26 protein-coding genes and 1 tRNA gene are annotated in these 23,987 nt (G+C 74.4%); 12 read left to right on the top strand and 15 right to left on the bottom strand.

Annotated features, from left to right (window positions below):
- Positions 1-26: 26 nt before the first annotated feature.
- The gene (locus FGI33_RS07765; RefSeq protein ID WP_119433979.1) at positions 27-641 is read right to left on the bottom strand and encodes a TetR/AcrR family transcriptional regulator; all 615 of its coding nucleotides are present in this window, start codon (positions 639-641) and stop codon (positions 27-29) included.
- 55 nt (positions 642-696) lie between these two features.
- Between FGI33_RS07765 and FGI33_RS07760 the strand changes: the two genes are divergently transcribed.
- Complete coding sequence (locus FGI33_RS07760; RefSeq protein WP_119433980.1) at positions 697-1,494, top strand: SDR family NAD(P)-dependent oxidoreductase; 798 nt, start codon at positions 697-699, stop codon at positions 1,492-1,494.
- Between the two features lie 75 nt (positions 1,495-1,569).
- Here the strand turns inward: FGI33_RS07760 and FGI33_RS07755 are convergent, their stop codons facing one another.
- The 3 genes from FGI33_RS07755 to FGI33_RS07745 form a co-directional block, all read right to left on the bottom strand.
- On the bottom strand, positions 1,570-2,655 hold the full coding sequence (locus FGI33_RS07755) for a TerC family protein (protein ID WP_119434685.1): 1,086 nt from the start codon (positions 2,653-2,655) through the stop codon (positions 1,570-1,572).
- A 233-nt stretch (positions 2,656-2,888) separates the two neighbouring features.
- Positions 2,889-3,305 carry a DUF3592 domain-containing protein gene (locus FGI33_RS07750; protein ID WP_119434689.1) on the bottom strand — a complete coding sequence of 139 codons (417 nt, stop codon included), beginning with the start codon at positions 3,303-3,305 and terminating at the stop codon, positions 2,889-2,891.
- Positions 3,306-3,341: 36 nt separating this feature from the next.
- Entirely contained in the window at positions 3,342-3,980 is a 639-nt protein-coding gene (locus FGI33_RS07745; RefSeq protein ID WP_119434686.1) for an MBL fold metallo-hydrolase, read from the bottom strand.
- A gap of 169 nt (positions 3,981-4,149) precedes the next feature.
- Here FGI33_RS07745 and FGI33_RS07740 point away from each other — a divergent pair.
- From FGI33_RS07740 to FGI33_RS07725, 4 genes are all read left to right on the top strand, one after another.
- A tRNA-Glu gene (locus FGI33_RS07740) sits at positions 4,150-4,222 on the top strand.
- 106 nt (positions 4,223-4,328) lie between these two features.
- Positions 4,329-5,051: a Type 1 glutamine amidotransferase-like domain-containing protein gene (locus FGI33_RS07735; RefSeq protein WP_119401859.1), complete on the top strand. Its 723-nt coding sequence runs from the start codon at positions 4,329-4,331 to the stop codon at positions 5,049-5,051.
- A gap of 10 nt (positions 5,052-5,061) precedes the next feature.
- Complete coding sequence (locus FGI33_RS07730) at positions 5,062-5,748, top strand: uracil-DNA glycosylase (protein WP_119434687.1); 687 nt, start codon at positions 5,062-5,064, stop codon at positions 5,746-5,748.
- A 53-nt stretch (positions 5,749-5,801) separates the two neighbouring features.
- The gene (locus FGI33_RS07725) at positions 5,802-6,491 is read left to right on the top strand and encodes a GNAT family N-acetyltransferase (protein ID WP_119434688.1); all 690 of its coding nucleotides are present in this window, start codon (positions 5,802-5,804) and stop codon (positions 6,489-6,491) included.
- On the opposite strand, the gene FGI33_RS07720 is transcribed toward FGI33_RS07725, so the two are convergent.
- Positions 6,373-7,524 (bottom strand): CPBP family intramembrane glutamic endopeptidase, encoded by a 1,152-nt coding sequence (locus tag FGI33_RS07720; RefSeq protein ID WP_237581590.1) that lies wholly within the window; start codon positions 7,522-7,524, stop codon positions 6,373-6,375. The genes FGI33_RS07725 and FGI33_RS07720 overlap by 119 nt on opposite strands.
- Positions 7,525-7,652: 128 nt before the next feature.
- On the opposite strand from FGI33_RS07720, the gene FGI33_RS07715 reads away from it, so the two are divergent.
- Positions 7,653-7,874: a hypothetical protein gene (locus tag FGI33_RS07715; RefSeq protein WP_119435800.1), complete on the top strand. Its 222-nt coding sequence runs from the start codon at positions 7,653-7,655 to the stop codon at positions 7,872-7,874.
- Positions 7,871-8,893, top strand: coding sequence for an NAD-dependent epimerase/dehydratase family protein (locus tag FGI33_RS07710; RefSeq protein ID WP_237581588.1), 1,023 nt, complete (start codon positions 7,871-7,873; stop codon positions 8,891-8,893). Before FGI33_RS07715 ends, FGI33_RS07710 begins: the two co-directional genes overlap by 4 nt.
- Positions 8,894-8,962: 69 nt before the next feature.
- Here the strand turns inward: FGI33_RS07710 and hxlA are convergent, their stop codons facing one another.
- Both hxlA and hxlB read right to left on the bottom strand, forming a co-directional pair.
- Complete coding sequence (hxlA, locus tag FGI33_RS07705; protein WP_012037809.1) at positions 8,963-9,586, bottom strand: 3-hexulose-6-phosphate synthase; 624 nt, start codon at positions 9,584-9,586, stop codon at positions 8,963-8,965.
- A gap of 55 nt (positions 9,587-9,641) precedes the next feature.
- The gene (hxlB, locus tag FGI33_RS07700; RefSeq protein ID WP_119435584.1) at positions 9,642-10,250 is read right to left on the bottom strand and encodes a 6-phospho-3-hexuloisomerase; all 609 of its coding nucleotides are present in this window, start codon (positions 10,248-10,250) and stop codon (positions 9,642-9,644) included.
- Positions 10,251-10,369: 119 nt separating this feature from the next.
- On the opposite strand from hxlB, the gene FGI33_RS07695 reads away from it, so the two are divergent.
- From FGI33_RS07695 to FGI33_RS07685, 3 genes are all read left to right on the top strand, one after another.
- Positions 10,370-11,683, top strand: a complete 1,314-nt coding sequence (locus FGI33_RS07695; protein WP_237581587.1) for a LuxR C-terminal-related transcriptional regulator — start codon at positions 10,370-10,372, stop codon at positions 11,681-11,683.
- A 134-nt stretch (positions 11,684-11,817) separates the two neighbouring features.
- Positions 11,818-13,965: a bifunctional metallophosphatase/5'-nucleotidase gene (locus tag FGI33_RS07690; RefSeq protein WP_237581586.1), complete on the top strand. Its 2,148-nt coding sequence runs from the start codon at positions 11,818-11,820 to the stop codon at positions 13,963-13,965.
- A 108-nt stretch (positions 13,966-14,073) separates the two neighbouring features.
- Positions 14,074-15,501: an amidase gene (locus FGI33_RS07685; RefSeq protein ID WP_119434541.1), complete on the top strand. Its 1,428-nt coding sequence runs from the start codon at positions 14,074-14,076 to the stop codon at positions 15,499-15,501.
- 69 nt (positions 15,502-15,570) lie between these two features.
- On the opposite strand, the gene FGI33_RS07680 is transcribed toward FGI33_RS07685, so the two are convergent.
- Positions 15,571-16,305, bottom strand: a complete 735-nt coding sequence (locus FGI33_RS07680; protein WP_237581584.1) for a sulfite exporter TauE/SafE family protein — start codon at positions 16,303-16,305, stop codon at positions 15,571-15,573.
- A 131-nt stretch (positions 16,306-16,436) separates the two neighbouring features.
- Here FGI33_RS07680 and FGI33_RS07675 point away from each other — a divergent pair, with 131 nt between their 5' ends.
- A complete protein-coding gene (locus FGI33_RS07675) occupies positions 16,437-17,378 on the top strand; it encodes a siderophore-interacting protein (RefSeq protein ID WP_119434542.1) in 942 nt (313 codons plus the stop codon).
- A 2-nt stretch (positions 17,379-17,380) separates the two neighbouring features.
- Positions 17,381-17,785, top strand: coding sequence for an SIP domain-containing protein (locus tag FGI33_RS07670; protein ID WP_119434543.1), 405 nt, complete (start codon positions 17,381-17,383; stop codon positions 17,783-17,785).
- Positions 17,786-17,839: 54 nt separating this feature from the next.
- Here the strand turns inward: FGI33_RS07670 and FGI33_RS07665 are convergent, their stop codons facing one another.
- From FGI33_RS07665 to FGI33_RS07635, 7 genes are all read right to left on the bottom strand, one after another.
- Entirely contained in the window at positions 17,840-18,718 is an 879-nt protein-coding gene (locus FGI33_RS07665; protein WP_119434544.1) for an SDR family NAD(P)-dependent oxidoreductase, read from the bottom strand.
- Positions 18,715-19,107, bottom strand: a complete 393-nt coding sequence (locus tag FGI33_RS07660; RefSeq protein ID WP_119434545.1) for a Fe-S oxidoreductase — start codon at positions 19,105-19,107, stop codon at positions 18,715-18,717. Before FGI33_RS07660 ends, FGI33_RS07665 begins: the two co-directional genes overlap by 4 nt.
- Positions 19,104-20,537 (bottom strand): dihydrolipoyl dehydrogenase family protein, encoded by a 1,434-nt coding sequence (locus FGI33_RS07655; protein ID WP_119434546.1) that lies wholly within the window; start codon positions 20,535-20,537, stop codon positions 19,104-19,106. Before FGI33_RS07655 ends, FGI33_RS07660 begins: the two co-directional genes overlap by 4 nt.
- A 57-nt stretch (positions 20,538-20,594) precedes the next feature.
- Positions 20,595-21,434: a crotonase/enoyl-CoA hydratase family protein gene (locus FGI33_RS07650; RefSeq protein WP_204586584.1), complete on the bottom strand. Its 840-nt coding sequence runs from the start codon at positions 21,432-21,434 to the stop codon at positions 20,595-20,597.
- A 68-nt stretch (positions 21,435-21,502) separates the two neighbouring features.
- On the bottom strand, positions 21,503-22,345 hold the full coding sequence (locus FGI33_RS07645) for an arginase family protein (protein ID WP_119435202.1): 843 nt from the start codon (positions 22,343-22,345) through the stop codon (positions 21,503-21,505).
- Between the two features lie 89 nt (positions 22,346-22,434).
- On the bottom strand, positions 22,435-23,082 hold the full coding sequence (locus FGI33_RS07640) for an NADPH-dependent F420 reductase (RefSeq protein WP_119435203.1): 648 nt from the start codon (positions 23,080-23,082) through the stop codon (positions 22,435-22,437).
- Positions 23,083-23,174: 92 nt separating this feature from the next.
- Positions 23,175-23,918 (bottom strand): PspA/IM30 family protein, encoded by a 744-nt coding sequence (locus FGI33_RS07635; RefSeq protein ID WP_086520663.1) that lies wholly within the window; start codon positions 23,916-23,918, stop codon positions 23,175-23,177.
- Positions 23,919-23,987 lie beyond the last annotated feature (69 nt).

Raw genomic sequence — 23,987 nt, 5'->3', positions numbered from 1 at the left:
GGCTCCGCGCGAAAGTGTGCGACGGGTCATGCGGCGGGGGAGCGGAGCACGTGCAGGGGGGCGAGCGCGGTGTCGAGCGCGGCCTCCAGCGGCCAGGCCGAGCGCTCCGGCTGGCTGAGCACCAGGCCGCCCTGGATGGCCGCGAGGATCACGGTCGCGATGCGGTCGGGATCCGCGCTCGGCTCGACGAGACCGGCCTCGCGCATGCGCTCCACGCCGCGGGCGAGGAACGCGCGCCACGCGCGCATGGACCCGGCGATCGTGCGCTCGAGCTCCGCGTCGACGGCGGCGGCCTGCGTGGCGAGCGACCCGATGGGGCAGGCCCAGCGCCCGCGGCCGATGTAGTAGTCGACGAGGCCCGTGCGCCACGCCTCCCACGACTCCCAGGAGCCCAGGTCGTGGATGTGCGGCTCCTGCGCCTCGAGCAGCTGGCGCCCCTCCCACTCGGCGACCTCGCGCACGAGCTCGATCTTGCCGCCGGGGAAGTAGTGGAAGAGCTGGCTCTTGCTGGTGAGGGTCGCTGCGCGGACGTCGTCGAGGGTGGTGCCGCCGATGCCGGTGGCGAGGATTTGCTCGCCCGTCGCCTCGATGATCCGCTGGCGGGTGCGGCGCCCGCGCTCGGTGATCCTCGGCTCGGCCATGCCCCGATCCTACCGTTGTGGACCGGATGGTCCAGCGCGTGCTATCAATTGGACCATGCAGTCCAACGAAGAAGTCCTCCAGTCCCTCGTCCCCGACACCCGGCTCGCCGGTCGCACCGCGATCGTCACCGGATCCACCAGCGGCATCGGCGAGGCCGTCGCCCGCGTGCTCGCCTCCGCCGGCGCCGAGGTCGTCGTCAGCGGCCGCGACGTCGACCGCGCCCGCGCCGTCGTCGACGCCATCACGGCGGCCGGCGGCGCCGCCCACGCCGTCCCCGCCGACCTCGCGGGCGGCTACGACGGCATCCGCGCCTTCGCCCGCGACGCCGCCGTGGCCCTCGGCGGACGCGTCGACATCCTCGTGAACAACGCGGGTCTCTACCCGGTGGGCGCGACCTCCGGCCTCGCCGATGCCGACCTCGACGCGATCCTCGCGGTCAACGTGCGCGCCCCGCACGTGCTCGTCGCCGAGCTCGCGCCCGCCATGGCCGAGCGCGGCACGGGCGCGATCGTGAACGTCGGATCGTGGATGTCGCGCGTGGGCATCCCGTTCGGCGCGGCCTACACGGCGTCCAAGGCGGCGATCGAGCAGATGACGCGCACGTGGGCGGCGGAGTACGGGCCGCGCGGCGTGCACGTCAACACGGTCGCGCCCGGTGCGACGTCCACGCCGGGGAACGCGGCGGACGCGGACGCGGTGGCCGCGATGACCGCGAGCACCGTGGCGGGCGTGCCCGTGCGTCCCGTCGACATCGCGTTCGCGGTCCGGTTCCTCGTCTCGGACGAGGCGGCCTTCGTCCACGGCGCGCTGCTGGACGTCGACGGCGGCATCGGCGGCACGCGGCTCGGCTGACCTGCCGCACGCACGACGACGCCCGCCCCCGGGATCCGGGAGCGGGCGTCGTGCTCGTGCGGGCAGCGGGGAGCGCTAGCGGCGCGGGGCGTCCGCGTCCAGGCTGCGGCCGGAGCCGCGGGCCGCGTCGTCGTCCGCGTCGGCGGGGGCCTTCTCGCCCTCGACGGCGGCCGCCTGGTCGGTGCCCTCGACCGCGGTCGCGTCGCGCTTCGTCTTCGCGAGGCTCGCGATCGTCGCCACCGTGATGGTGAGGAGGATGAACGACAGCGAGAACCAGATCGGGATCTCGGGGGCCCACAGCATCGGCTCGCCGCCGTTGATGAACGGCACCTCGTTGACGTGCATGGCGTGGAGCACGAGCTTCACGGCGATGAAGCCGAGGATCACCGCGAGGCCCTGCGAGAGGTACACGAGGCGCTCGAGCAGGCCGGAGATCAGGAAGTACAGCTGGCGGAGGCCGAGCAGCGCGAACGCGTTGGCGGTGAAGACGATGTACGCCTCCTGCGTCAGGCCGAAGATCGCGGGGATGGAGTCGAGCGCGAACAGCACGTCGGTGAGCCCGATGGCGAGCATCACCAGGAACATCGGGGTGAAGAGGCGCTTGCCGTCGACGCGGGTCGTGAGCCTGTCGCCGTCGTAGTGGTCCGAGGTGGGGATGAAGCGGCGGAGCACGCGGATGAGCTTCGAGTCGGACTCGTCCTCGTCGTGCGTCTCCTTCATCTGCTTGTAGGCCATGACGAGCAGCAGCGCGCCGAAGAGGTAGAAGACCCAGGAGAAGTTGTCGATGATCGCGGAGCCCATGGCGATGAAGATCCCGCGCATCACGAGTGCGATGGCGATGCCGACGAGCAGCACCTTCTGCTGGAAGGCCCGCGGCACCGCGAAGCTCGACATGATGATGAGGAAGACGAAGAGGTTGTCGACGCTCAGCGCCTTCTCCGTCACGTAGCCGGCGAAGTACTCGCCGCCGAAGGTCCAGTTCGAGAAGACGCCGACGCCCACGCCGAAGACGAGCGCGATGACGATGTAGACGACCGACCAGGTGGCGGACTCCTTCAGCGTCGGCTCGTGCGCCTTCCGCACGTGCGCGAAGAAGTCGAAGACGAGCAGGCCGAGGACGGCCGCGATGGTCGCGGCCCAGAGCCAGAAGGGGACATCCATGAGGGTTCTCCAGTACTCGGACCGCGTCGGGTCCGGTGGGGTACTGAAGGTCTCCTCCACCCCGCGAGCTTCTGCTCACGGAACCGGTCGCACGGGTCGGAGTGGTCCGACCGTATTGACGACACGACCGCCGGATGGGAGTACTCCCCTTCGAGAGGGGAGTCTATACGGCTGCATGGGCCTCTCCCGACCAGGCGGGCGGATCCCCAGCCGCGGCGGTCGCGGGGCGGCCGCTACTCGAGGAAGAGCAGCACGATCCCGGCGACGGCCGCGAGCGCGCCGATGCCGATGAGCACGAGCCCGGTCACGCGGAGCGCGCGGCCGTCGAGCTCGGGGGCGTGCGTGCGGACCCGCCACGGGGCGCGCGGCGAGAACCAGACGCGCACGTCGGATCCGACGGGGAGGTCGCGGGTCTCGGGGGCGTCGGCCTGCGCCTCGTGCACGTCGCCCTCGTGGTCGAACCAGCGGAGGACCCGGGACGAGGCGCCGTCGCCGCCGGCAGGGCCGTCCGCGACGAGGCCCTCGGTCGCCGTCCAGCGCCGGCCGAGCACGCGCACCGAGAGGCCGGCCACGTAGAGCAGGATGCCGGGGACGAGCGCGATCCACGTGAGGAACTCGATGATGAGCGACGCCGCGGCGAGACCGTCCATGCCGTCCACCCGTCCGCTCGTCGAGCCCGACCGGGCCTAGAGGTCGATGCTATCGCCGGGCTCGAGGGCGTGGAACTCGCCGCCGCCCTGCTCCGTCGCCCACTGCAGGCGCCCGTTCGACATGCCCTTGCCCGCGGTGGACAGCACCATCTCGTGCGTGGGGAACGCGCGGCGGGGCTTCACGGCGAGCACGTAGTCGATGGACTCGCTGATCTTCATCCACGGCGCGCCCGCGGGAGCGGCGAGCAGGTCGACCTCGACGCCCTCCGGGACGACGAAGGAGTCGCCCGCGTAGTAGAGCGTGTCGTTCACGAGGACGCCGAGGTTGTCGACCACGGGGATGGACTCGTGGATCACCGCATGGGTGCCGCCGAAGAAGCGCAGCGTGAAGTCGCCCGCCTCGATCACGTCGCCCGCGTGCACGACCGTGACGTCGAAGTCGGCCGCGGCGGCCGCGACGCCCTCCGGTGCGTAGATCGGCACGCCCTCGTTCTTGTCGAGGATCCGCTTGAGCTGCTCCGGGGTCCAGTGGTCGGGGTGCTCGTGCGTGATCACGATGGCGTCGGCGTTCATCGCCTCCGTGATCGGGGTGGTGAAGGAGCCCGGGTCGATGAAGAGCTTGCGCCCCGAGAGTTCCAGGACCAGGGCGGCGTGCTCGAGCTTCGTCAATCGCATATCAGGAGCCAACACCGTCGAGGCGGCGGGGGCAAACCGGCGCGCGGGGGCGTCGCCCGGCGGCGATCGGGGGCGCGCGATCGCCGCGTTCCCGGGCGGATCCGGCCCGGTCGGGGCTCGATTTGGTCGGGCTGCGCGCGCTGTGGCATACTCGACGAGTTGCAAAAACGGCCCCATCGTTTAGCGGCCTAGGACACCGCCCTCTCACGGCGGTAACACCGGTTCGAATCCGGTTGGGGTCACATCGCACCACCGAACCCGGCATCTCCTCACGGAGGTGCCGGGTTTCGTCTTTCCTGAGGCCCCGATCGGGCTCTCGTGGTCTCCCACGGCCTGTACCGTCGAGGGGTGAGTGTGCACCTGGTCGGAGGCGGCCTGTCGGATGACGACACCCCCCTCCTCGCGCGGTTCCTGTCCGAGGCGACGACGAGGGCGACCGCTGCCGCCCGGCTGGAGCCGGCCCGCGTCGCCGTGGTCCTCGTCCACGACGGCCTCGGAGCCGAGGAGTTCGACCGGTACGCCGCCGCGCTGCGCGCGGCGGGCGCGTGCGAGCCGTTCGCCGTGCTGGCGCCGGAGGGCGGATCCTTCGCGGTCGCGCAGCTGCAGGACGTCGACGGCATCGTCGTCGGCGGCGGCCTGACCCCCGCGTACCGCCAGGCGCTCGAGCCCGTCTTCGGCGAGATCCGCCGCCAGGTCACCGCCGGGGTCCCGTACCTCGGCTTCTCCGCGGGCGCCGCGGTCGCCGCCGAGACCGCCATCGTCGGCGGCTGGCGCATCGGCGACGTCGAGGTCGTGCAGGAGTCCGCGAGCGAGGACCTCGACGAGGTCACGGTCGAGCAGGGCATCGGCCTCATCGACGTGGCGGTCGACGTGCACGCCGCCCAGTGGGGCACCCTCACCCGCCTCATCGCCGCGACCGAGGCGGGGCTCGTCGAGGGCGGCGTCGCCATCGACGAGGGCACCGTGCTCATCGTGGGTGAGGGCCAGCTGGTCGTCGAGGGGCGCGGCAGCGTCTGGTCCGTCATCGGCTCGGAGACCGGCGTCACCGTCAGCTCCGCCGGCGCGTCCTGACCCACCGCCCATGGCGCTGACCCTGCCCGAGCTCGTCGAGCGCGGCCTCATGGACGCCGGGTGGGCCGAGGTGCTCGCGCCCGTCGCCGACGACATCGCGCGGATGGGGGAGTGGCTGCGCGCCGAGGTCGCCGCCGGCCGCCCCTACCTCCCCGCGGGCGACCGCGTGCTGCGGGCGTTCCAGCAGCCGCTCGCCGACGTGCGCGTGCTCATCGTCGGCCAGGATCCGTACCCCACGCCCGGCCACCCCGTCGGCCTGTCCTTCTCCGTCGAGCCCGACGTGCGGCCCGTGCCGCGGAGCCTCGTCAACATCCACCGGGAGCTGCGCGACGACCTCGGGATCCCGACCCCCGATCACGGCGACCTCACCGCGTGGACCCGCAGCGGCGTGCTGCTGCTCAACCGCGTGCTCACGGTGCGGCCGGGCGCGCCCGCCTCGCACCGCGGCAAGGGCTGGGAGGCCGTGACCGAGTGCGCGATCCGCGGGCTCGCGGCGCGCGGCGGCCCGCTCGTCGCGATCCTCTGGGGCAAGGACGCGGGATCGCTCGCGCCGCTGCTCGCGCCCGTGCCGTCGATCACGTCCGTGCACCCGAGCCCGCTGTCCGCGACGCGCGGGTTCTTCGGCTCCAAGCCCTTCAGCCGGGCCGACGCGCTCCTCGCGGAGCAGGGCGCGGATCCCGTCGACTGGCGGCTCTGAGCGTGCACGGCCGGATCCGACAGCGGGCGCGGCGCTGCCCGTAGGATCCAGGCATGCTCGAGGAGGAATACCAGACGAGGCGCCGCCTGCCCGCCCACCTCCGGAAGCCCGCGCCGCCGCTGCCCGTCTTCTCCTACGAGATCCGGCCGGCCTCGACGTCCGACCTCCCGGACATCCGCGAGGTCTACAACCACTACGTGATGAACAGCACCGTCACCTTCGACGAGACGCGCATGACCCTCGCCCGGTGGCGCGGCCGCTTCGGCCAGCTCGAGCGCATGGGCATGCCGTTCCTCGTCGCCGTGTCGCCGTCCGGGCAGGTGCTCGGGTACGCGCTCGTCGAGCCGGTCGGCAACCGGCGGTCGTCGCGGACGACCGTGGAGGACTCGATCTACCTCGGCGCGGCGTCCACCGGCAAGGGGCTCGGGCGCGCGCTCCTGGAGGCGCTCGTCGAGGCGTGCCGGGAGGCGGGGATCCGCGAGGTCATCGCGGTCATCGCCGACCAGGGCGCGGACGCCTCGATCCGGCTGCACGCGTCGCTCGGGTTCACGGAGAGCGGCCGGATGGGCCGCGTCGGCTGGAAGTTCGGGCGCTGGCTCGGCACCGTCACGATGCAGCTGACGCTCAGGCCGACGGCGCAGCCGGGCCTGTGGGCGCGGACCATGCGGCGAGCGACGCCTGCCGCTGGCGCTCCCCGTCCCACCACGCCCGCTCCCGCTCCCGCCGCTCCTCCTTCGCGGTGAGGGGCCGGGGCGCGACCGTCTCCACGCGGTGACGGCGCGCCCACCAGCCGGTGAGGAGCGCGGATCCCAGCACGACCGCCATCGGCAGGAGCATGAACGGGCCGCCGGTGCCCGCGCTCCGGTCCATGGACTCGGACATCTGGCCGAGGAGCGCCGTGGGGAGGAACAGCAGCGTGTTGTTGAGGGCGTGGATCAGCACGGGCGCCTCGAGGCCGCCGGTCATGCGGGCCGAGACGGTCGCCGAGATGCCGAACACGAAGTAGTAGGCGATGAGCCACGGGTCCTCGGCGAGGTGGGCGAGCGCGAAGAGGGAGCTGGAGACGAGCGCGCCGACCACGAGGGCGACGCGCGTGTCGCGGAACCAGGATCCGACCGAGCGCTGCACGAGGCCGCGGAACCCGTACTCCTCGCCGGCGGACTGCAGCGGGGTCGTGAGCAGGATGATGACGAGGAACGCGATCACCTCGCCGTCGACGCGGATGTCGCCGGTGGGGTCCAGCGCGAACGTGACGCCGATGTAGACGAGGAAGACCGGCACCATCACGAGCGCGACGCGGCCGAGCCAGCGCCAGCGGAAGCGGCCGGCGATGGAGGACATCGCGCCCATCCGCACGCCGAAGAGCCAGCGCTGCAGGAGCATCGAGACGGGGATCAGCGCAGCGAGCGACAGGTTCGTGGCCAGCAGGATGACGGGCGTCATCGTCTCGAGCGACGACTCGTCCGTGGGGTCGAGGCGACCGGTGAGGAACTCGATGCCGAAGCCGACGAGGCCGAAGACGAGCGACAGGCCGAAGAACGCGACGACGCCGAGCACGAGCGCGAGGATCCCGCGCCAGGGGCCGCCGGTGTCGCGGAGGCCGTGGTGGTAGGGCACGGGCGGGCGCTCGGGGAGCGGCGGCAGCTCGGGCGGGAGCGCGCCGGGCAGGCCCGCCGCGGCGGGAGCGCCGGGGTCGACGGGCGGCGCGACGGGCGGCGCGACCGGGGGCCACGAGCTCGGGGCGGGATCGGGGACGGTCGGCTCCTGTGCGCTCATGCCGCCACGGTACGCGGGGCGGCTGCGGCGCGGATCCCCCCGACGGTGGAGGGCGCGCGGCGGACGGCGGAGCGCGCCCGGTCGACGCCCCGCCTCCGCGTACGGTGGACGGGACGAGAGGCGCACCCATGCAGCAGGACCAGCACGACGACCAGGGGCACGACGAGGCCCGCGACGCCGACTTCGCGGAGAAGCGGCACGAGCAGCTGACGACGGCGCCGAAGGCGGTCGAGTCGGACGCGGCGCCGCGCGTCGACGTCACGGAGCAGGACGGCGGCGTGACGCGCATCGACGTCGCGGAGACCGCGTCGGTGCGGCCCGGGAAGACGACGCCGGCGCGCGAGTCGTGAGCGACGTGGGGGCAGGGGTCGGCGCCGGCCCCGGCGCGGCGGCCGCTCCGCGCGACGTGCTCGTCCTCGGCGGCACGGCGTGGATCGGCCGGCTCGTCGCGCAGCGGCTGGCCGCGCGCGGCGACCGGGTGACCTGCCTCGCGCGCGGCACCGGCGGATCCGCGCCCGACCTCACGCGGTTCGTCGCGGCCGACCGCGACCTGCCCGACGCGTACGCCGCCGTCGCCGGCGCGGACTGGGACGAGGTCGTGGACCTCACGTCCTCCGCGGAGCACGCGAGCCAGGCCGTCGCGGCGCTCGCCGACCGTGCCCGGCACTGGACGCTCGTCAGCACCGTGTCCGTCTACGCGTCCCACGAGGACCCGGGCGCCGACGAGACGGCGGCGCTCCTGGACCCGGTCGACCTGACGGACTACGGCCAGGCGAAGGTCGCGGCCGAGCGCGCGGTGACCGCGGCGCTCGTCGGACGGCGCATGATCGTGCGGCCCGGCCTCATCGCCGGGCCCGGCGACGACAGCGACCGGTTCGGGTACTGGACCGCCCGGTTCGCGCTCGCGGGCGACGGACCCGTGCTCGTGCCCGACGCGACCGGCCGCCGCGCGCAGGTCATCGACGCGCGGGATCTCGCCGACCTCGTCGTCGACGTCGGGGTGCGCGCGCTCGACGGCGCGGTCGACGCGGTGGGGGAGAGCATGCCGCTCGCCGACGCGCTGGACATCGCGGCGGAGGCGGCGGGATCCGCCGGCGCGCGCGTGGTGGCGACCGACGCGCAGCTGGCCGAGGCCGACGTGCGGCACTGGGCGGGACCGCGATCCCTGCCGCTGTGGCTGCCGCGCGACGCGGGCGGCATGCTCGCCCGGAGCGACGCCGGGATCCGCGCGCTCGGCGTGGTGCGCCGCCCGCTCGCGGAGACGATGCGGGACGTGCTCGCCGACGAGCGGGAGCGCGGGCTCGACCGGCCGCGCGCATCCGGCCTCGCGCGCGACGAGGAGCTCGAGGTCCTGGCGACGCTCGGCTGAACGGCCCCCACGCACGAACGCCGCGCCCCGTCGGATGGCGGGAGCGCGGCGCTCAGGGGAGCGGGTGGATCAGCGGATCGCGGCCCGCAGCTCGGCGGCGGCCGCGGCCGGGTCGTCGGCCGAGTAGATCGCGCCGCCGGCGACGGCGACCACGGCGCCCGCGTCCTGGACGTCGCCGATGGTGCCGGGCTTCACGCCGCCCGCGACGGAGAACGCGACGCCCGACGCCTTGCCGGCCTCGAGCAGGTCGCCGAACGTGTAGCCGTCCTCCGCCTGCTCGTCGAGGCCCGCGTGCATCTCCACGAACTCGGCACCGAGCTCGGTGACCTCCTTCGCGCGCTTCGCCTTGTCGGGGACGCCGATGAGGTCGACGACGATGCCCTTGCCGTGCTTCTTCGCGGCCTTGACGGCGCCCGCGATGGTGCTGTCGCCCGCGACGCCGAGGACGGTGACGAGGTCGGCGCCCGCGGAGAACGCGATGTCGGCCTCGAGCTCGCCGGCGTCCATCGTCTTAAGGTCGGCGAAGACGATCTTGTCGGGGTGCGCCTCCTTGATCGCGGTGATCGCGGAGAGGCCCTCGGCCTTGATGAGCGGGGTGCCCAGCTCGATGATGTCGACGTGCGGCGCGGCCTTGCCGGCCAGCTCGAGCGCGTCCTTCGTCGTGAGCACGTCCATGGCTACCTGGAGCTTCATGCGGTTCCTCTTCCTGTGGTGATGAGCGGGGTGATGGGGATCGAGCGACCGACGGTCACTCGAGGTTGGCGTGACGCGGCCACAGCTCGTCGGCCGAGAGGCCGGACGCCTGCCACAGCGCGTGGAACACGGCGTCGCCGACGAGCGCGACGGAGAGCTCGAAGAGCCCGCCCGCGTACTGGGCCGAGACCGTGCCGCCGTGGTCCTGCTTGGCGGCCGCCGGGATCAGCACGGTCACGTCCGCGAGGTCGGCGAGCGGGGAGTCGTCGGCCGTGGTGAGCGCGACGATCCGGGCGCCCACCTCGTGCGCCGTCTCGGCGGCGCTGACGATGCCGGCGGTGGTGCCGGATCCGCTCGCGACCAGGAGGACGTCGCCGTCCTCGATCGCGGGCGACGTGGCTTCGCCGACCACGTGCGCGTCGAGCCCCAGGTGCATGAACCGCATGGCGGTCATGCGGAGCGCGAGGCCGGAGCGACCCGCGCCGAGGGCGAAGACGCGGCGGCCGTCGCGGATCACGCGGGCGGCCTCGTCGAGGCGCCCCGCCAGATCCGGCTCCGTGAGGGCTCGGGCGACCCGGGCGTTCTCGTCGGAGATGAGGGTGATCGCGGCGGCGACGTCGACGGGGGCGTCGCCGGTCGGGCGGGGATGCGTCGTGTTGGTCACATGTCGAGGGTGCTCCTCGCGGCCCGTCCCTGCCGCCCACCCGACGGGTGGATCCGCCTACCCGTCCGGGCAGGTGCCACGCGCGTCGACCGCGGATCGGGTGGGCGTACGGTGGCGGGATGCCGTCCCGGACCCACCCCGCCGATCCCGCCGCCCGTCCTGCCGCCCGTCCCACCGCCGCGTCCGCCGACGCCGTCGCGCTCCTCGACGGGCTGCACGACGCGCTCGCCGCCCCGCTGCAGGAGGTGGCCGAGGCGCTGTCCGGACTGCTGCAGCCCGTGGTCGCGCACCGCGCCCTCGTGATCTTCACCGAGGACTGCACCGGGCGCCCCCGGAAGAAGGCGGGCGAGGCCGAGGTCGTGGAGAACGTGACCATCGCCGAGCTCGACCGGATCCTCGCGAGCCTCGCCGACGACGCCGGCTCCGCCTGGTCGGTCGAGCACCCCGTCGGCGGCCGGCCCCGCACGGTCGCCGCCTGGCGCGCCGACACGGGCGCGCTCCTCGTGCTGGTGGATCCCGTCGCCGCGCACGACGACGTCCCCGCCGCCCGCGAGCTCGTCCGCGCGCTGTGGCGCAGCGTCGCCCACGGGATCCGGCAGCAGGTCGCCGCCGCGCCGCCCGCCTACCTCGCCGAGGCGCGCGCCGTCTCCTCCGAGCGCGCCCGCGTCGTCTCCGAGCTGGGCGACGCCCACGCCACCACGCTCGAGTCGCTGCTCGCGGTGCTCCGCTCCTCCCGCACGGGCGACGCGGCCGCCCGCCAGACCGCGGCCGACCTCGCGACCAACGCCATGGTCGAGCTGCGCGCCGCGAGCGACCGCGACCGCTCGCTCGGCGAGGAGCCCGTGGCGCGCGCGTTCGCCCGGCTCCGCGACGACCTCCGGCCGCTCGTGCGCTTCCGCGACCTCGACGTGCAGTTCGTGGAGCCGCCCGTGGACGGCCGCGCGCTGCCGGGCGAGGTCGCGCACGCGGGCCGGGCCATCGTGCGCGGCGCCGTGCTCGCGCTCGTCGAGCAGCCGGACGTGACGCGCGTGCGGATCCAGTGGGACTGCGACGGGAGCAACCTGCTCGTCGGGATCCGCGACGACGGCGCGGGCGCCACCACGGCCGACCTCGACGCGCTCCGCCGCCTCACCGACCGCGTCGCGGCGCTCGACGGCGCGCTCGACGTGACGGCGACGCCCGGCTGGGGATCCGAGATCGCCGTGCGCCTGCCGCTCGACGCGCCTGCCGCGGGCCTCGACGCCGCGGGCGAGGCGGGGCTCAGCGCGCGCGAGCGGGAGGTGCTCGCGCTGGTGGCCGGCGGATCCCGCAACCGCGCCATCGCGACCTCGCTCGGGATCAGCGAGAACACCGTGAAGTTCCACGTCGCGAACCTGCTGCGGAAGATGGGCGCCTCCACGCGCGCCGAGCTCGCGGGGCTCGTGCGCGGCTGAGGCGACACGGCGGCACGATGCCGCGGCGGCACGGAACCGCGCCGCTCGCAGCGGACGCCGGAGTTAACCCCACGGAAACCTCAGCTCCGTAAGGTATTGATCACCGCCGCCCGCCCGAACGAGGATGTCCCCGCATGCGCTCTGCTCCCACCCGCCGCCCGTCCGGAGCCGCGCGCTCCGGCGCCCTCGCCCTCGTGGCGGGGCTCTCCGCCACCGCGGCGCTCGGCCTCGGCGCCGCGCCCGCCTCCGCCGCCGAGGGGGACGTCGCGATCGACGTCTACTCGATCAACGACTTCCACGGCCGCCTCGAGACCACGTCGTCCACCGCGGGCGCCGCCGTCATCTCCGGCGCGTTCCAGCAGGCGAAGGCCGAGAACCCGAACAGCACGCTCATCAGCGCGGGCGACAACATCGGCGCCTCGACCTTCACATCGCTGTCGCAGCAGGACGAGCCCACGATCGACGCGCTCAACGCCATGGGCGTCTCCGTCTCCACCCTCGGGAACCACGAGTTCGACCAGGGCCGCGACGACGTCGACGGCCGCGTCGCGGAGCGCTCCGACTTCCCCTACATCTCGGCGAACCTCTACGAGAAGGGCACGACGGAGCACGCCTACGCGGCCTACGACGTGCAGGACATCGACGGCGTGCGCGTCGCGTTCGTCGGTGCCACCACCGAGGCGCTCCCCGAGCTCGTGAGCCCGGCCGGGATCGCGACGCTCGACGTCGGCAGCGTCGTCGACGCCTCCACCGCCACCGCCCGCGCGCTGCGCGACGGCGACGACGGGAACGGCGAGGCCGACGTGGTCGTGCTCGTGGTGCACGAGGGCGCGTCCACCTCCGACGAGTCGTCCCTCACCGACGACTCGGTGTTCGGCCGCATCGTCACGGGCGTGCAGGCCGACGTCGACGCCGTGATCTCCGGCCACACCCACCTCGGCTACGACTACGACCTGCCGGTCGCGGGCAAGGCCCTGCCGCTGCCCGTGCTGCAGACCGGCAGCTACGGGACGAACCTCGGGCACCTGTCGATGACGGTCGATCCCGCCACCAAGGCGCTCACCTCCATCTCCTCCGAGCTCGTGCCGCTGCTCACCGCCGACGGGGAGCCGGCGTTCCCGGCGGATCCCGCGGTGCAGCGCATCGTGGACGACGCGGTCGCGAAGGCCGACGTCATCGGCAGCCGCACGGTCGGCGAGATCACCGGCGACATCACGCGCGCCCGGCAGGCGGACGGCTCCGAGAACCGCGGCGGCGAGTCCACGATCGGCAACCTCGTCGCCGACGCGCAGCTCTGGGCGACGCAGGCGGACCTCGGCACCGAGATCGCCTTCATGAACCCCGGCGGCATCCGCCAGGACCTCACCCTCGCGTCCTCCGGCGCGGGCGACTCCGAGGGCGAGGTCACCTACAAGGAGGCCGCCATCGTGCAGCCGTTCGCCAACACGCTCACGACCGCGAAGATCACGGGCGCGGGCATCGAGGCCGTGCTCGAGCAGCAGTGGCAGCCCGAGGGCTCGTCGCGGCCGTTCCTCAAGCTCGGCCTGTCCCGCGACCTCACCTACACGTACGACCCGACGGCCGCGCGCGGCGAGCGGATCACGGGCGTGTTCTTCCAGGGCGAGCCGGTGGATCCCGCGCGCGTCTTCACGATGGTCGCGAACAGCTTCCTCGCGGAGGGCGGCGACAACTTCACGGAGCTCGCGAACACGACCGAGCAGAGCGACTCCGGCCGCATCGACCTCACCGCGTTCGTCGACTACATCACCGAGTTCTCGCCCGTGGAGCCCGACTCGGCGACGCGCTCCATCGGCATCGTCGACACCACGGGCGCGGCTCCCGCGGCCGGCCAGGAGCGCTCCTACGAGCTCTCCTCGCTGCTCGTCTCGAACGCGCCCGTGCAGGACACCGAGGTCGTGACGCTCATCGACGGCGCGGAGGTCGCGCGCACGCCGATCGACTCCGCGGTGGTCGACACGACCGACGAGCAGGGCCGCGCGAGCGTCCGGTTCACGGTGCCGGCCGACCTCGCCACGGGAGCGCACCAGCTCGCGTTCCTGCTGCCGAGCACGGGCGCCTCCGTGCTCTACGCGCTCGACACCGAGGCCGGATCCGTCGTCCCGTCCGGCACGGGCACGGTGCCTGCGCCGAGCTCCGAGCCGACGCTCGCCGCGACCGGATCCGAGTCCGGGCCCGTCCTCGGCACCTCCCTCGTGGCGCTCGCGCTGGGCCTCGCGCTCGTCGCGCTCCGCCGCCGCGCCTCGGCGGCCGCGCGCCGCTGACCGCAGCGCGCCCGTGACGGACGGGGCGGGGGCCGGACGACCGGCGCCCGCCCCGTCCGCGCATCCGCCGCCGGTCGACCCGCGGCGACCCCGGCCTACGCTGGAGCGGTGTTCGAACTCCACCACCTCAGCGCCCAGGACCAGTGGGACCAGCTCCAGCGCGGCGAGGTCACCCCGACCGAGCTCGTGACCCACTACCTGGAGCGCATCGAGCGGCTGGATCCGGGCCTCGGCGCCTTCACGACCGTCACCGCCGACCTGGCCCTCGCACGCGCCCGCCACGTCGAGCGCGAGGTGCCCCGCACCGCGCCGCTCTGGGGCCTGCCGTTCGGCGACAAGGACCTCTCCGAGCGCGTCGGCGTCCGCACCACCTTCGGCTCGCGCCTCTTCCGCGACCACGTCTCCGACCGCACCGACCCGATCCCGCAGGCGCTCGACGACGCGGGCGGCATCAGCCTCGGCAAGACGAGCGCGCCCGAGTTCGGCCTGCCGTCGTACACCGAGAGCCTCGTCGCGCCGCCCGCGCGCACGCCCTGGGACACGACGCGCGGCGCCGGCGGATCCAGCGGGGGAGCGGCCGTCGCGGTCGCGGCGGGCCTGCTGCCCTTCGCGCCGGGATCCGACGGCGGCGGCTCGGTCCGCATCCCCGCCGCGGCCACGGGCCTCGTCGGCCTCAAGCCGTCGCGGGGCCTCGTGCCGGCCGGATCCGGCCAGGAGTCGCTCGCGGGCCTCGTCGTGCCCGGCCCGCTCGCCCGCAGCGTCGCGGACGCGGCCATGCTGCTCGACGCGATGATCGGCCGCGTCAACGGCCGCATCCCGCACCCGTTCACGCTGCGCGCGCCCGACGGCGGCGACGGCGACCTCCTCGGCGCGGCCGTCCGCGGCGCGGGCCGCTTCCAGATCGGCGTGATGACCACGACCCCGTGGGACGACGCCTACGAGATCGTGCGCGACGCCTCCGCCGACGACGCCCTCGCCCTCGCCGTGCGCGAGCTGGCGACCATGGGCCACGGGCTCGAGGACCTCGCGCTCCGGCCCGACCCCACCTACGCGCCCGCCTTCCGCACCATCTGGCAGGCCGGCGCCGCCGGGATCCCCGCCGAGGGCGACCAGCTCGACCTCCTCGAGCCGCTCACGCGCTGGCTCGTCGAGCGCGGCCGCGCGCTCAGCGCCCGCGACCTCGCCCGCGCGCTCGCGCAGCTCGCCGCCTACGAGCGCAGCGTCATCGCCCAGTTCGCCCACGTCGACGCCGTGCTCACCCCCGCGCTCGCGCAGGAGCCGCGGCCGGTCGGCTGGTACGACGCCGAGGACGGCGAGCGGAACTTCGCGCAGCAGGTGCAGTACACGCCGTACACGTCGTTCGCGAACGTCACGGGCCTCCCCGCCATCACGCTGCCCGTGCACCTCACCGACGACGGGCTCCCCATGGGCGTGCAGCTCATCGGCCGGCCCGGCGGCGAGGCGACCCTGCTGGCGATCGGCCGGCAGCTCGAGCGGCGGCTGCGCTGGCAGCGGCGGCACCCGCCGCAGTGGTGAGCGGCGCCGCGGTGCGCGCGGCAGCGGTGAGCGGCGCGGCGGTGAGCGCCGCGGCGGTGAGCGCCCGGATCAGACGAGCCCGCCGACGCCCTTGACGATCGCCGTGACGGCCCCCGCGAACGCGAGGACCACGACGGCCGCGCGGGCGCCGCGCGTCGGGATGCGGGGGCCGAGGAGCGTGCCGGCGCCGATCCCCGCGAGCATCGTCACGACGATCCCGACCCACGCGGCCGTGCCGAGGTCCGGCCACCGCGACGGTGCGATGAGGAGCTTCGTCAGGAGCGACGCGCCGCCGATCGTGAGGAAGAACGGCTGGAGCGTGGCCGCGAACGCGCGCTGCTCCCACTGGCTGACGACCGCGTAGACGCTGAGGCTCGGCCCGCCGATGCCGGCCGCCGCGTTCATGACGCCCGACGCGAACCCGAAGCCCGCCATGACGCCGGGCCCGTCGACCACGCGCGTGGTGCGGCGGAGCGCGAGGGAGGTCGTCAGCGCGGCGACGAGGAGGCAGCCGATCCCGATCTCGAGCGCCGCGTCCGGCAGGAGGTAGGCGAGGAGGGCGCCCGGCACGATCCCCACGAGCGCCGGTCCCGCGAGGAGGAGGTAGCGCCGCCACTCCACGTCGCGGCGGACGCCGGCGAGGATGATCCCCGCGGACAGCGCCCCGCACAGGTTCACGATGAGCACCCCGTCGAAGGGCCCGAGCAGGATCACGAGCACGGGCGAGACGACCAGGGCGAAGCCGAGGCCCGTCACCCGCTGCGCCACCGCCCCGACGAACACGGCGGCGAGGACGAGGAGCACGATGACATCCTCCCGTGGATCCCGCCGCGGATGCGTCGCGCGACCTCGACCGCTGAGGTAAGGCATGCCATACTTAGGCTGTGCTTACCTCCACCGCGACCCTCGCCAGCAGCACGGCAGAAGCCTCGGCCGTGGTCGAGGAGCAACCCGCGGTCGAGCGTCCCGCCTACCGGCCGTTCGCGGCGCGGGTCGCGCGGACCGAGCGCCTCAGCCCGACGTTCCTGCGGATCACGTTCCAGAGCGAGGACCTCCGCGACTTCGGCGACGAGTGCCTCGACCAGCGCATCAAGCTGCTGCTGCCCGTCGCCGAGCACGGCCTGCCCGACCTCACCGGCGTCGGCGGCGACGACTGGTTCGCGTGGTGGCGCGCGCTGCCCGACGCCGAGCGCAACCCGCTCCGCACCTACACGTCCCGCGCGGTGCGCCGCGACCTCGGCGAGGTCGACGTCGACTTCGCGCTGCACGGCGACATGGGCCCCGCCTCCCGCTGGGCGGGCGCCGCCGAGGTCGGCGACGAGATGGTGATCATCGGCCCCGACGCCCTGAGCCCCGCCCGCGGCCTCGGCATCGAGTGGCACCCCGGAGCCGCGCGCTCGCTGCTCCTCGCGGGCGACGAGACGGCCGCGCCCGCCATCTGCAACATCCTCTCCTCCCTCCCCGACGACGCCGTGGGCTGCGCCTTCATCGAGGTGCCCGTCACGGGCGACCGCCTCGACGTGCGCGTCCCCAAGGGCGTGAACCTCACCTGGCTGCCGCGCGACGGCCGTCCGAACGGATCCCGCCTCGAGGAGGCCGTACGCCGCTGGGTCGACTGCCACGTGAAGGTCGGCGCCATCCAGGCGCCCGAGGTCGCGCTCGCCGACGAGGCGCAGCCGATCGCCGAGGACGACGCCGAGGCCATCGTCTGGGACGCGCCGGTCGTCCACGAGGGCTCCACGCTCTACGCGTGGCTCGCGGGCGAGTCCGGCTGCATCAAGGCCATGCGCCGCTTCCTCGTGCGCGACACCGGGATCGACCGCCGCCAGGTCGCCTTCATGGGCTACTGGCGCGCCGGCGCGGCCGAGGGATCCTGACCGTGGCCGGAGCGACCCGCTCGCGCACGCGCAAGGACGTGAAGCGCCAGGTGCTGCTCGTCACCGACGAGACCGGCCTCGTCGAGACGCAGGCCGCGCTCGCCGCCCTGCCGCTGTGCACGCGCGGCAGCGTGTTCGTCGAGGTGCCGGACGCGTCCGTCGAGGTCGCGCTCGCGCACCCGCCGCGCATGGTCGTCACCGTGATCGCGCGCGACGGCCGCGGGGCCGACGGCGCGCCCGCCGAGCCCATGACCGCGGTCGCCCGGGCGGTCGGAGCATGGGCCAGCGAGATGATGGTCTTCGCCGCGCCGATCTCCGACGAGCACCCGGTCACCGAGGTCAGCGTGCTGCTCGGCGGGCACGTCGGCGGCCACGACGACCTGCTGCACCTGCTCGCGACGCGCTGACGTCACGTCGGCGCGCGCCTGCGCGGTCGGTGCGGCGCGATCGGTGCGATGCGCTCAGCGGGGCGGCGGCTCGTCCGTGCCGGCCGCCAGCTCCAGCGCCGCCCACAGGTCCCGGCCGAGCTGCCGGTCCGCCGCCTGCGCGGTGGTCTTCCCGTCGGGCGTGAGCTGGTCGAAGTAGGTGCCGCTCGGCGCGCCCAGGTCGGGTACCGAGGCGAGCTGCACGAGCGGCACGGCGCCCGCCTCCGCGGAGATGCCGTAGGCGCCCATCGAGAGCGCGAGCAGCGCCTTCATCACGGTGCTGTCGGATCCGAACGACGTGCGCACGAGCCCCGGGTGGAACGAGCACGCCTCGACGCCGTGCGGGCCGACGCGCTCGGCGAGCGTGCGCATCATCAGGATCATCATCGCCTTCGACGTGCCGTACGCCTGCCAGCCGCCGAGCCAGGGGCGCTTCCGCCAGTCGAGGTCGCCGAGGCGCACGCGGCCCCAGAGGTTCGCGCGGCTCGCGGTGCCGATGACGCGCACGGGCGTCTCGTCGGCGCCGAGCGCCGCCTGCGTCTCCTCGAGGCGGGGGAGGAGCAGGCGCGTGAGGAGGAACGGCGCGAGGACGTTGCGTTGGAAGGTCGTCTCGTGGCCGTCGACCGTCATGGCACGCCGCGGCACGAGGCTGCCGGCGTTGAGGGCGAGCACATGGATCCGCGGGCACGTCTCCAGGAGCGTCGCCGCCAGCGCGCGCACCTCGGCGAGCCGGTCCATGTCGGCGAGGACGTGCCGCGCGCCGAGCTCGGCGGCGACGCCGCGCGTGCGCTCGGGATCCCGCCCGACCACGACCACGTCGGCGCCGCGCGCGTGCAGCTCGCGGGCGGCGATGCGGCCGATGCCCGAGCTCGCGCCCGTGATGACGACCGTGCGGCCGTCGAGCGGGCCGGTCACCGGTAGCCGCCCTTCTCGAGGCCGGCCTCGACCTCGAACCGGTTGCGCAGCGGATCCCGCCCCGCCCACCAGTAGAGCAGCGGCATCAGCAGTCCGTACCGGCGCCACTGCACGACGTGCACGGCCTCGTGCTCCAGCACCGCGGGTCCGGCGTTGTCACGCGTGAGGTAGACGCGGCCGACGCACGTGCCGCCGCGCCCGAAGGCCCAGGCGGGCAGACCGGTCAGGACGATGAGGTCGCCGTGGCGGCGGACCTCGCCCGTGCTGAGCGGCAGGCCGATCGCGAGGCCGACGCCGGTGGCGACGCCGCTGCCGGCGCGCGAGACGGCGGAGTCCAGCAGGACGCCGCGGACGGCTCCCGCCGCGGCGCCGATGCCGGCCCGGATCACGCGGTCGGCCGCCCGTACGTCTCGAGCAGGCGCAGCCACACCTCGCTGATGGTGGGGTACGAGGGCACCGCGTGCCAGAGGCGCGTGAGCGGCACCTCGCCGACGACCGCGATGGTCGCGGAGTGCAGCAGCTCGGCGACGTCCTGCCCGACGAAGGTGACGCCGACGACGACGCCGCGGTCCTCGTCGACGACCATGCGCGCCTTCCCCGTGTAGCCGTCGGCGTGCAGGCTCGAGCCCGCGACGGATCCGAGGTCGTAGTCGACGACGCGCGTGCGGATCCCGGCGTCGTCCGCCGCCTTCGCGGTGAGGCCGACGCTCGCGACCTCCGGGTCGGTGAACGTGACCTGCGGGACGGCGCGGTGGTCGGCGGTCGCGACGTGGACGCCCCAGGGCGCGTCGTCGACGGTGCCGCCGGTCGCGCGCGCGGCGATGACCTCGCCGGCGGCGCGTGCCTGGTACTTGCCCTGGTGGGTGAGGAGCGCGCGGTGGTTGACGTCGCCGACGGCGTACAGCCACGGCGTCTCCGCGTTGACCTCGCCCGTGACGAGCATCGTGTCGTCGACGTCGAGGTACGCGCCGGGCTCGAGGCCCACGGTGTCGAGGCCCAGGTCCTCGGTGCGCGGGGTGCGGCCGGTGGCGACGAGCACCTCGGCGGCCGTGACGGAGGATCCGTCGGAGAGCTCCACGAGCACCTCGTCGCCGTCGCGCGTGACGCGGGAGGGCGAGGCGCCGAGGCGCACGTCGACGCCCATCTCCTTCAGGCTGTCACCGACGAGCTCGCCCGCGAAGGGCTCCTGCCCGGTGAGCAGGCCGCTGCGGGCGACGATGGTGACGGCGCTGCCGAGCGACGCGTAGGCGGTGGCCATCTCGGCCGCGACCACGCCGCCGCCGATGACGACGATGGAGGTCGGCACGACCTCCACGCTGGTGGCCTCGCGGCTCGTCCAGGGCTGCGCCTCGGCGAGCCCGGGGATGTCGGGGAGGAGCGCGGCGGTGCCGGTGGAGACGGCGACCGCGTGGGTCGCCTCGTGCTCGGTGACGGATCCGTCGGGCGCGGTGACCGAGACGCGGCGCGGCCCGGAGATGCGGCCGTGACCGCGCGCGAGGTCGATGCCGATGCCGTCGAGCCAGCTCGCCTGGCCCTGGTCATCCCAGGAGCTGGTGAAGGAGTCGCGGCGCCTCAGCACCGCGGCGACGTCGAGGTCGCCCGTGGCGGCCTCCTTCGAGCCGGCGACGGCGCGCGCCGCGCGGAGGGCGCTGCCCGAGCGGAGCAGCGCCTTGCTGGGCATGCAGGCCCAGTAGGAGCACTCGCCTCCCACGAGCTCGGACTCGACGACGAGCACGGAGAGCCCGCCCTGCTTCGCGCGGTCGGCCACGTTCTCGCCGACGGGGCCGGCACCGATGACGATGAGGTCGTAGGAGGTCATGATCCCGACCCTACGCCCGGCCCCTGACACGATCGCCGGGCGGGTTCGGTCGGCGGATCAGCGGCCGACGAACTCCGCGGGACGCCTGGTCGCCGCGGCCCGCATGCCGCGCGCCGCGTCCTCGGATCCCGCGAGCCGCACGAGCTCGGCGGGGAGCGCGGCGGCCGCCGCCCCGTGCCCGTCGCGGACGGCGGCGCGGGCGTTGCGGAGGGTCGCCTGCACGGCGAGCGGCGCCTGCGCGGCGATGCGCTCGGCGATGGCGATGGCGGCCTGCAGCTGCTCGCCGTCCGGCACCACGAGCTGCACGATGCGCATCCGCCGTGCCTCCTCCGCGTCGAACGGATCGCCCGTGAGGATCCAGCGCATGGCGTCGCCCCAGCCCGCGACCGCGGGGAAGCGGAGGGTCGCGCCGCCGAACGGGAGGATCCCGCGCGCGACCTCGATCTGCCCGAACCGCGTGCCGGCGGCCGCCACCACGACGTCGCTCGCGAGGGCCAGCTCGATGCCGAGCGTGAGGCACGTGCCCTGCACCGCCAGGACGACGGGCTTGCCGGTGCCCTGGTCCGCCATGCGCCACGGGTCGACGCCGTCGGCGGGCACCGCGTCGAGGCCGCCGCCCGGACCCCGGCCGATGTGCGGGGCCACGTCCGCGAGGTCGAGCCCGCCCGTGAAGTGGTCGCCGACCGCGTGCACGACGCCCACCCGCAGCTCCGGGTCGCGGTCGAGCAGCCCGTACGCGCTCGCGAGCTCGCGGAGCATGCGCATGTCGGCGGCGTTGCGCTTGGCGGGCCGGTCGAGGCCGATGAGCAGCAGGCGGCCGCGACGCTCGACGCGCACGCGGGGCGCGCCGTCGGCCGGCTGGGCAGCGGTGGATGCGGTGCGGGCGTCGTCGCTCACGGCGGTCTCCTTCGATCGTCCTCCCCAGCCTCGCAGGGCCGGGCGCGCGGCGCGACCCGCCGCGGGGATCAGACCGGCCCGGTCAGCGCCCCGATGATCCGCAGGATGGTGCCCATGTCGTCCACGGCCGCCGCGGGGGACGAGGGCGCGAACTCGGTGATCCCGGCGCCCGCGAGCCGGAACGACCGGCGGAGCGCCTTGATCGACTCGGTGACGGCGTGGACGTCGAGCCCGAACGGCTCCGGTTGGCCGACGCCGGACATCCCGCCCGGGTCGAGCACGTCGAGGTCGACGTGGACGTACACGTCGGTGGCGCCGGTCGCTCGCACGGCCTCGACGAGCGCCTCCGGGTCGACCGCGTCGGCGCCGACGAGCGCGATGCCGCGCGACTCCACGAGGTCGGACTCGGCGTCGTCGAGGGCGCGCACGCCCGCCAGCACGACGCGGTCGGCGGTGACGGCGCCCGCGGGGAGCTCCAGCCCGTCGACGCCCTCGCCGATGACGGCGCGCAGCACCATGCCGTGGAAGGCGCCGCTCGGGGAGGAGGCGGGGGAGTTGAGGTCGGCGTGGGCGTCGAGCCACACGACCGCGAGGCCGGGATGCGCGGCGGCCGCGTGCCCGATGGACGCGATCTCCACGCCGCAGTCGCCGCCGACGGTGACGACCGGGGACGCACCGGACGCCGACGCCGCCTGCAGGGCGGCCTCCTGGCGCGTGCGCACCGCGAGCAGCGACGCGTAGCGGAGGACGCCGGTGCCGAGCGACTCGCCGGCCTCGACGGGCACGTCGACGACGTGCGTGGCGGACGACGGCAGGTCGCCGCGGATGGCCTCGGCGCCGTCCGCGAGCCTCATGGCGCGGGACGAGCCCGAGCCCTGCCATTGGGGGACGACGACGAAGGAGGCGGGCACACCCCAGTATCCCGCGGGAGGCCGGACATGGCGATGCCCGCCGTCTCCGCCGGGGCGGGGAGGGCGGGCATCGGCCGGGAGGACCGGGACTACATGTCGCGGTAGCGCTTCGCCTCGGCGAGCGCCTGGCGGAGGCCGTCGGCGTCGAGCCTCGGGCCGTAGCCGGGGGTGTCGCGCTGGATGCGCCAGCCCTCGGCGAGCGGTCCCGCGTCGACGGCGTCGTAGCCGAAGGAGTCGAGGATCGACGTGACGGTCGCCTTCGCCTGGGCGTCGTCGCCCGCGATCACGAGGGCGCGGCGGTCGGGCGTGCCGGCGGGGGTGCCGTGCTCGGTGAGGTCGGCCGCGTAGATGTGGTTGAACGCCTTGACGACCTTCGACTCGGGCAGGTGCCGCTGGAGCATCTCCGCGGTCGTCGTGGTCTCGTCGTCGAGCTCGGCGATGTGTCCGTCGCGCTCCGGGTAGTAGTTGTCGGTGTCGATGACGATCTTGCCCGCGAGGGGCGCGACCGGCACGCTGTCGATGTTCTTCAGCGGGATGGTGACGACGACGATCTCGCCGGCCTCGGCGACCTCCTCGACCGTGGCGGCGCGGGCGTGCTCGCCGAGCTCGTCGATCAGGTCGGTGAGGGTCTCCGGTCCGCGCGAGTTCGCGATGACGACGTCGTGGCCGGTGGAGGTGAAGAGGCGGGCGAGCTGGCTGCCGATGAGTCCGGCGCCGATGATTCCGATGTTGGTCATGGGGAGGGGAACCGGATCCACGGAGGCGGAATTCCCCCGGGACGACGACGGGCGCCGCCCCGGAGGACGGCGCCCGTGGATCCGGTCGAGGGCTACTCGCCGGACGTGACCTGCTTCGGCGCGGATCCGCCGGACTTCAGCGCGGCGAGGCGCGCCTCCACCTCGGTCAGCTCGCCGAGGTCCTCGAGCTCCTCGAACTGCGCGTCGAGGCTGGACGCCTGCAGCTCCTCGGCGCCGCGGACGCGGGCCTCCTCGCGGCGGATCTTCTGCTCGAAGCGGCTGACCTCGCTGGTCGGGTCCATGATGTCGATGCTCTTCATCGCGTCCTGCACCTGCGACTGCGCCTGCACCGTCTTCTGGCGGGCGTTCAGCTCGTCGCGCTTCGACGACAGCTGCTGGAGCTTGCCGCGCATGGTGTCGAGGCCCTGCTTGAGCTTCTCGACGACCTCGGTCTGCGACGCGATGGTGGGCTCGGCGCCCTTCGCCTCGCTCTCCGACTGCATCTGGCGCTGCAGCGCGACGCGGGCGAGCGCGTCGAACTTGTCGGCGTTCGGGGTGTTGCCGGCGTTCCGGTACTCGTCCGCCTTCTGGCTCGCGGCGAGGGCCTTCCGACCCCAGTCGCCCGCGGCCTGGACGTCCTCGCGGTGGTCGTCCTCGATCATCCGGAGGTTGCCGATGGTCTGGGCGACGGCGCTCTCGGCCTCGCGGATGCTCTCCGTGTAGTCGCGGACCATCTGGTCCAGCATGAGCTGCGGGTCCTCGGCCTGGTCGATGAGGTTGTTGATGTTGGCCTTCGCGAGCTGGGCGATGCGGCCGAGGATGGACTGCTTGGACATGGGTGCTGCTCCTTCTCGTCTGGTGCTTCGTCGGAATGGGTTGATCATGGGTCGCTCTCGTTCTCGTCG

The sequence above is a fragment of the Clavibacter phaseoli genome (assembly GCF_021922925.1).
Taxonomy (GTDB): domain Bacteria; phylum Actinomycetota; class Actinomycetes; order Actinomycetales; family Microbacteriaceae; genus Clavibacter; species Clavibacter phaseoli.
This window is presented reverse-complemented; position numbering and strand designations above follow the sequence as displayed.

Coding starts and splice junctions, on each gene's coding strand:
- FGI33_RS07765 (WP_119433979.1), bottom strand. CDS start 641: ATGGCCGAGCCGAGGATCACCGAGCGCGGGCGCCGCACCCGCCAGCGG.
- FGI33_RS07760 (WP_119433980.1), top strand. CDS start 697: ATGCAGTCCAACGAAGAAGTCCTCCAGTCCCTCGTCCCCGACACCCGG.
- FGI33_RS07755 (WP_119434685.1), bottom strand. CDS start 2,655: ATGGATGTCCCCTTCTGGCTCTGGGCCGCGACCATCGCGGCCGTCCTC.
- FGI33_RS07750 (WP_119434689.1), bottom strand. CDS start 3,305: ATGGACGGTCTCGCCGCGGCGTCGCTCATCATCGAGTTCCTCACGTGG.
- FGI33_RS07745 (WP_119434686.1), bottom strand. CDS start 3,980: ATGCGATTGACGAAGCTCGAGCACGCCGCCCTGGTCCTGGAACTCTCG.
- FGI33_RS07730 (WP_119434687.1), top strand. CDS start 5,062: ATGGCGCTGACCCTGCCCGAGCTCGTCGAGCGCGGCCTCATGGACGCC.
- FGI33_RS07725 (WP_119434688.1), top strand. CDS start 5,802: ATGCTCGAGGAGGAATACCAGACGAGGCGCCGCCTGCCCGCCCACCTC.
- FGI33_RS07720 (WP_237581590.1), bottom strand. CDS start 7,524: ATGAGCGCACAGGAGCCGACCGTCCCCGATCCCGCCCCGAGCTCGTGG.
- FGI33_RS07715 (WP_119435800.1), top strand. CDS start 7,653: ATGCAGCAGGACCAGCACGACGACCAGGGGCACGACGAGGCCCGCGAC.
- hxlA (WP_012037809.1), bottom strand. CDS start 9,586: ATGAAGCTCCAGGTAGCCATGGACGTGCTCACGACGAAGGACGCGCTC.
- FGI33_RS07695 (WP_237581587.1), top strand. CDS start 10,370: ATGCCGTCCCGGACCCACCCCGCCGATCCCGCCGCCCGTCCTGCCGCC.
- FGI33_RS07690 (WP_237581586.1), top strand. CDS start 11,818: ATGCGCTCTGCTCCCACCCGCCGCCCGTCCGGAGCCGCGCGCTCCGGC.
- FGI33_RS07655 (WP_119434546.1), bottom strand. CDS start 20,537: ATGACCTCCTACGACCTCATCGTCATCGGTGCCGGCCCCGTCGGCGAG.
- FGI33_RS07640 (WP_119435203.1), bottom strand. CDS start 23,082: ATGACCAACATCGGAATCATCGGCGCCGGACTCATCGGCAGCCAGCTC.
- FGI33_RS07635 (WP_086520663.1), bottom strand. CDS start 23,918: ATGTCCAAGCAGTCCATCCTCGGCCGCATCGCCCAGCTCGCGAAGGCC.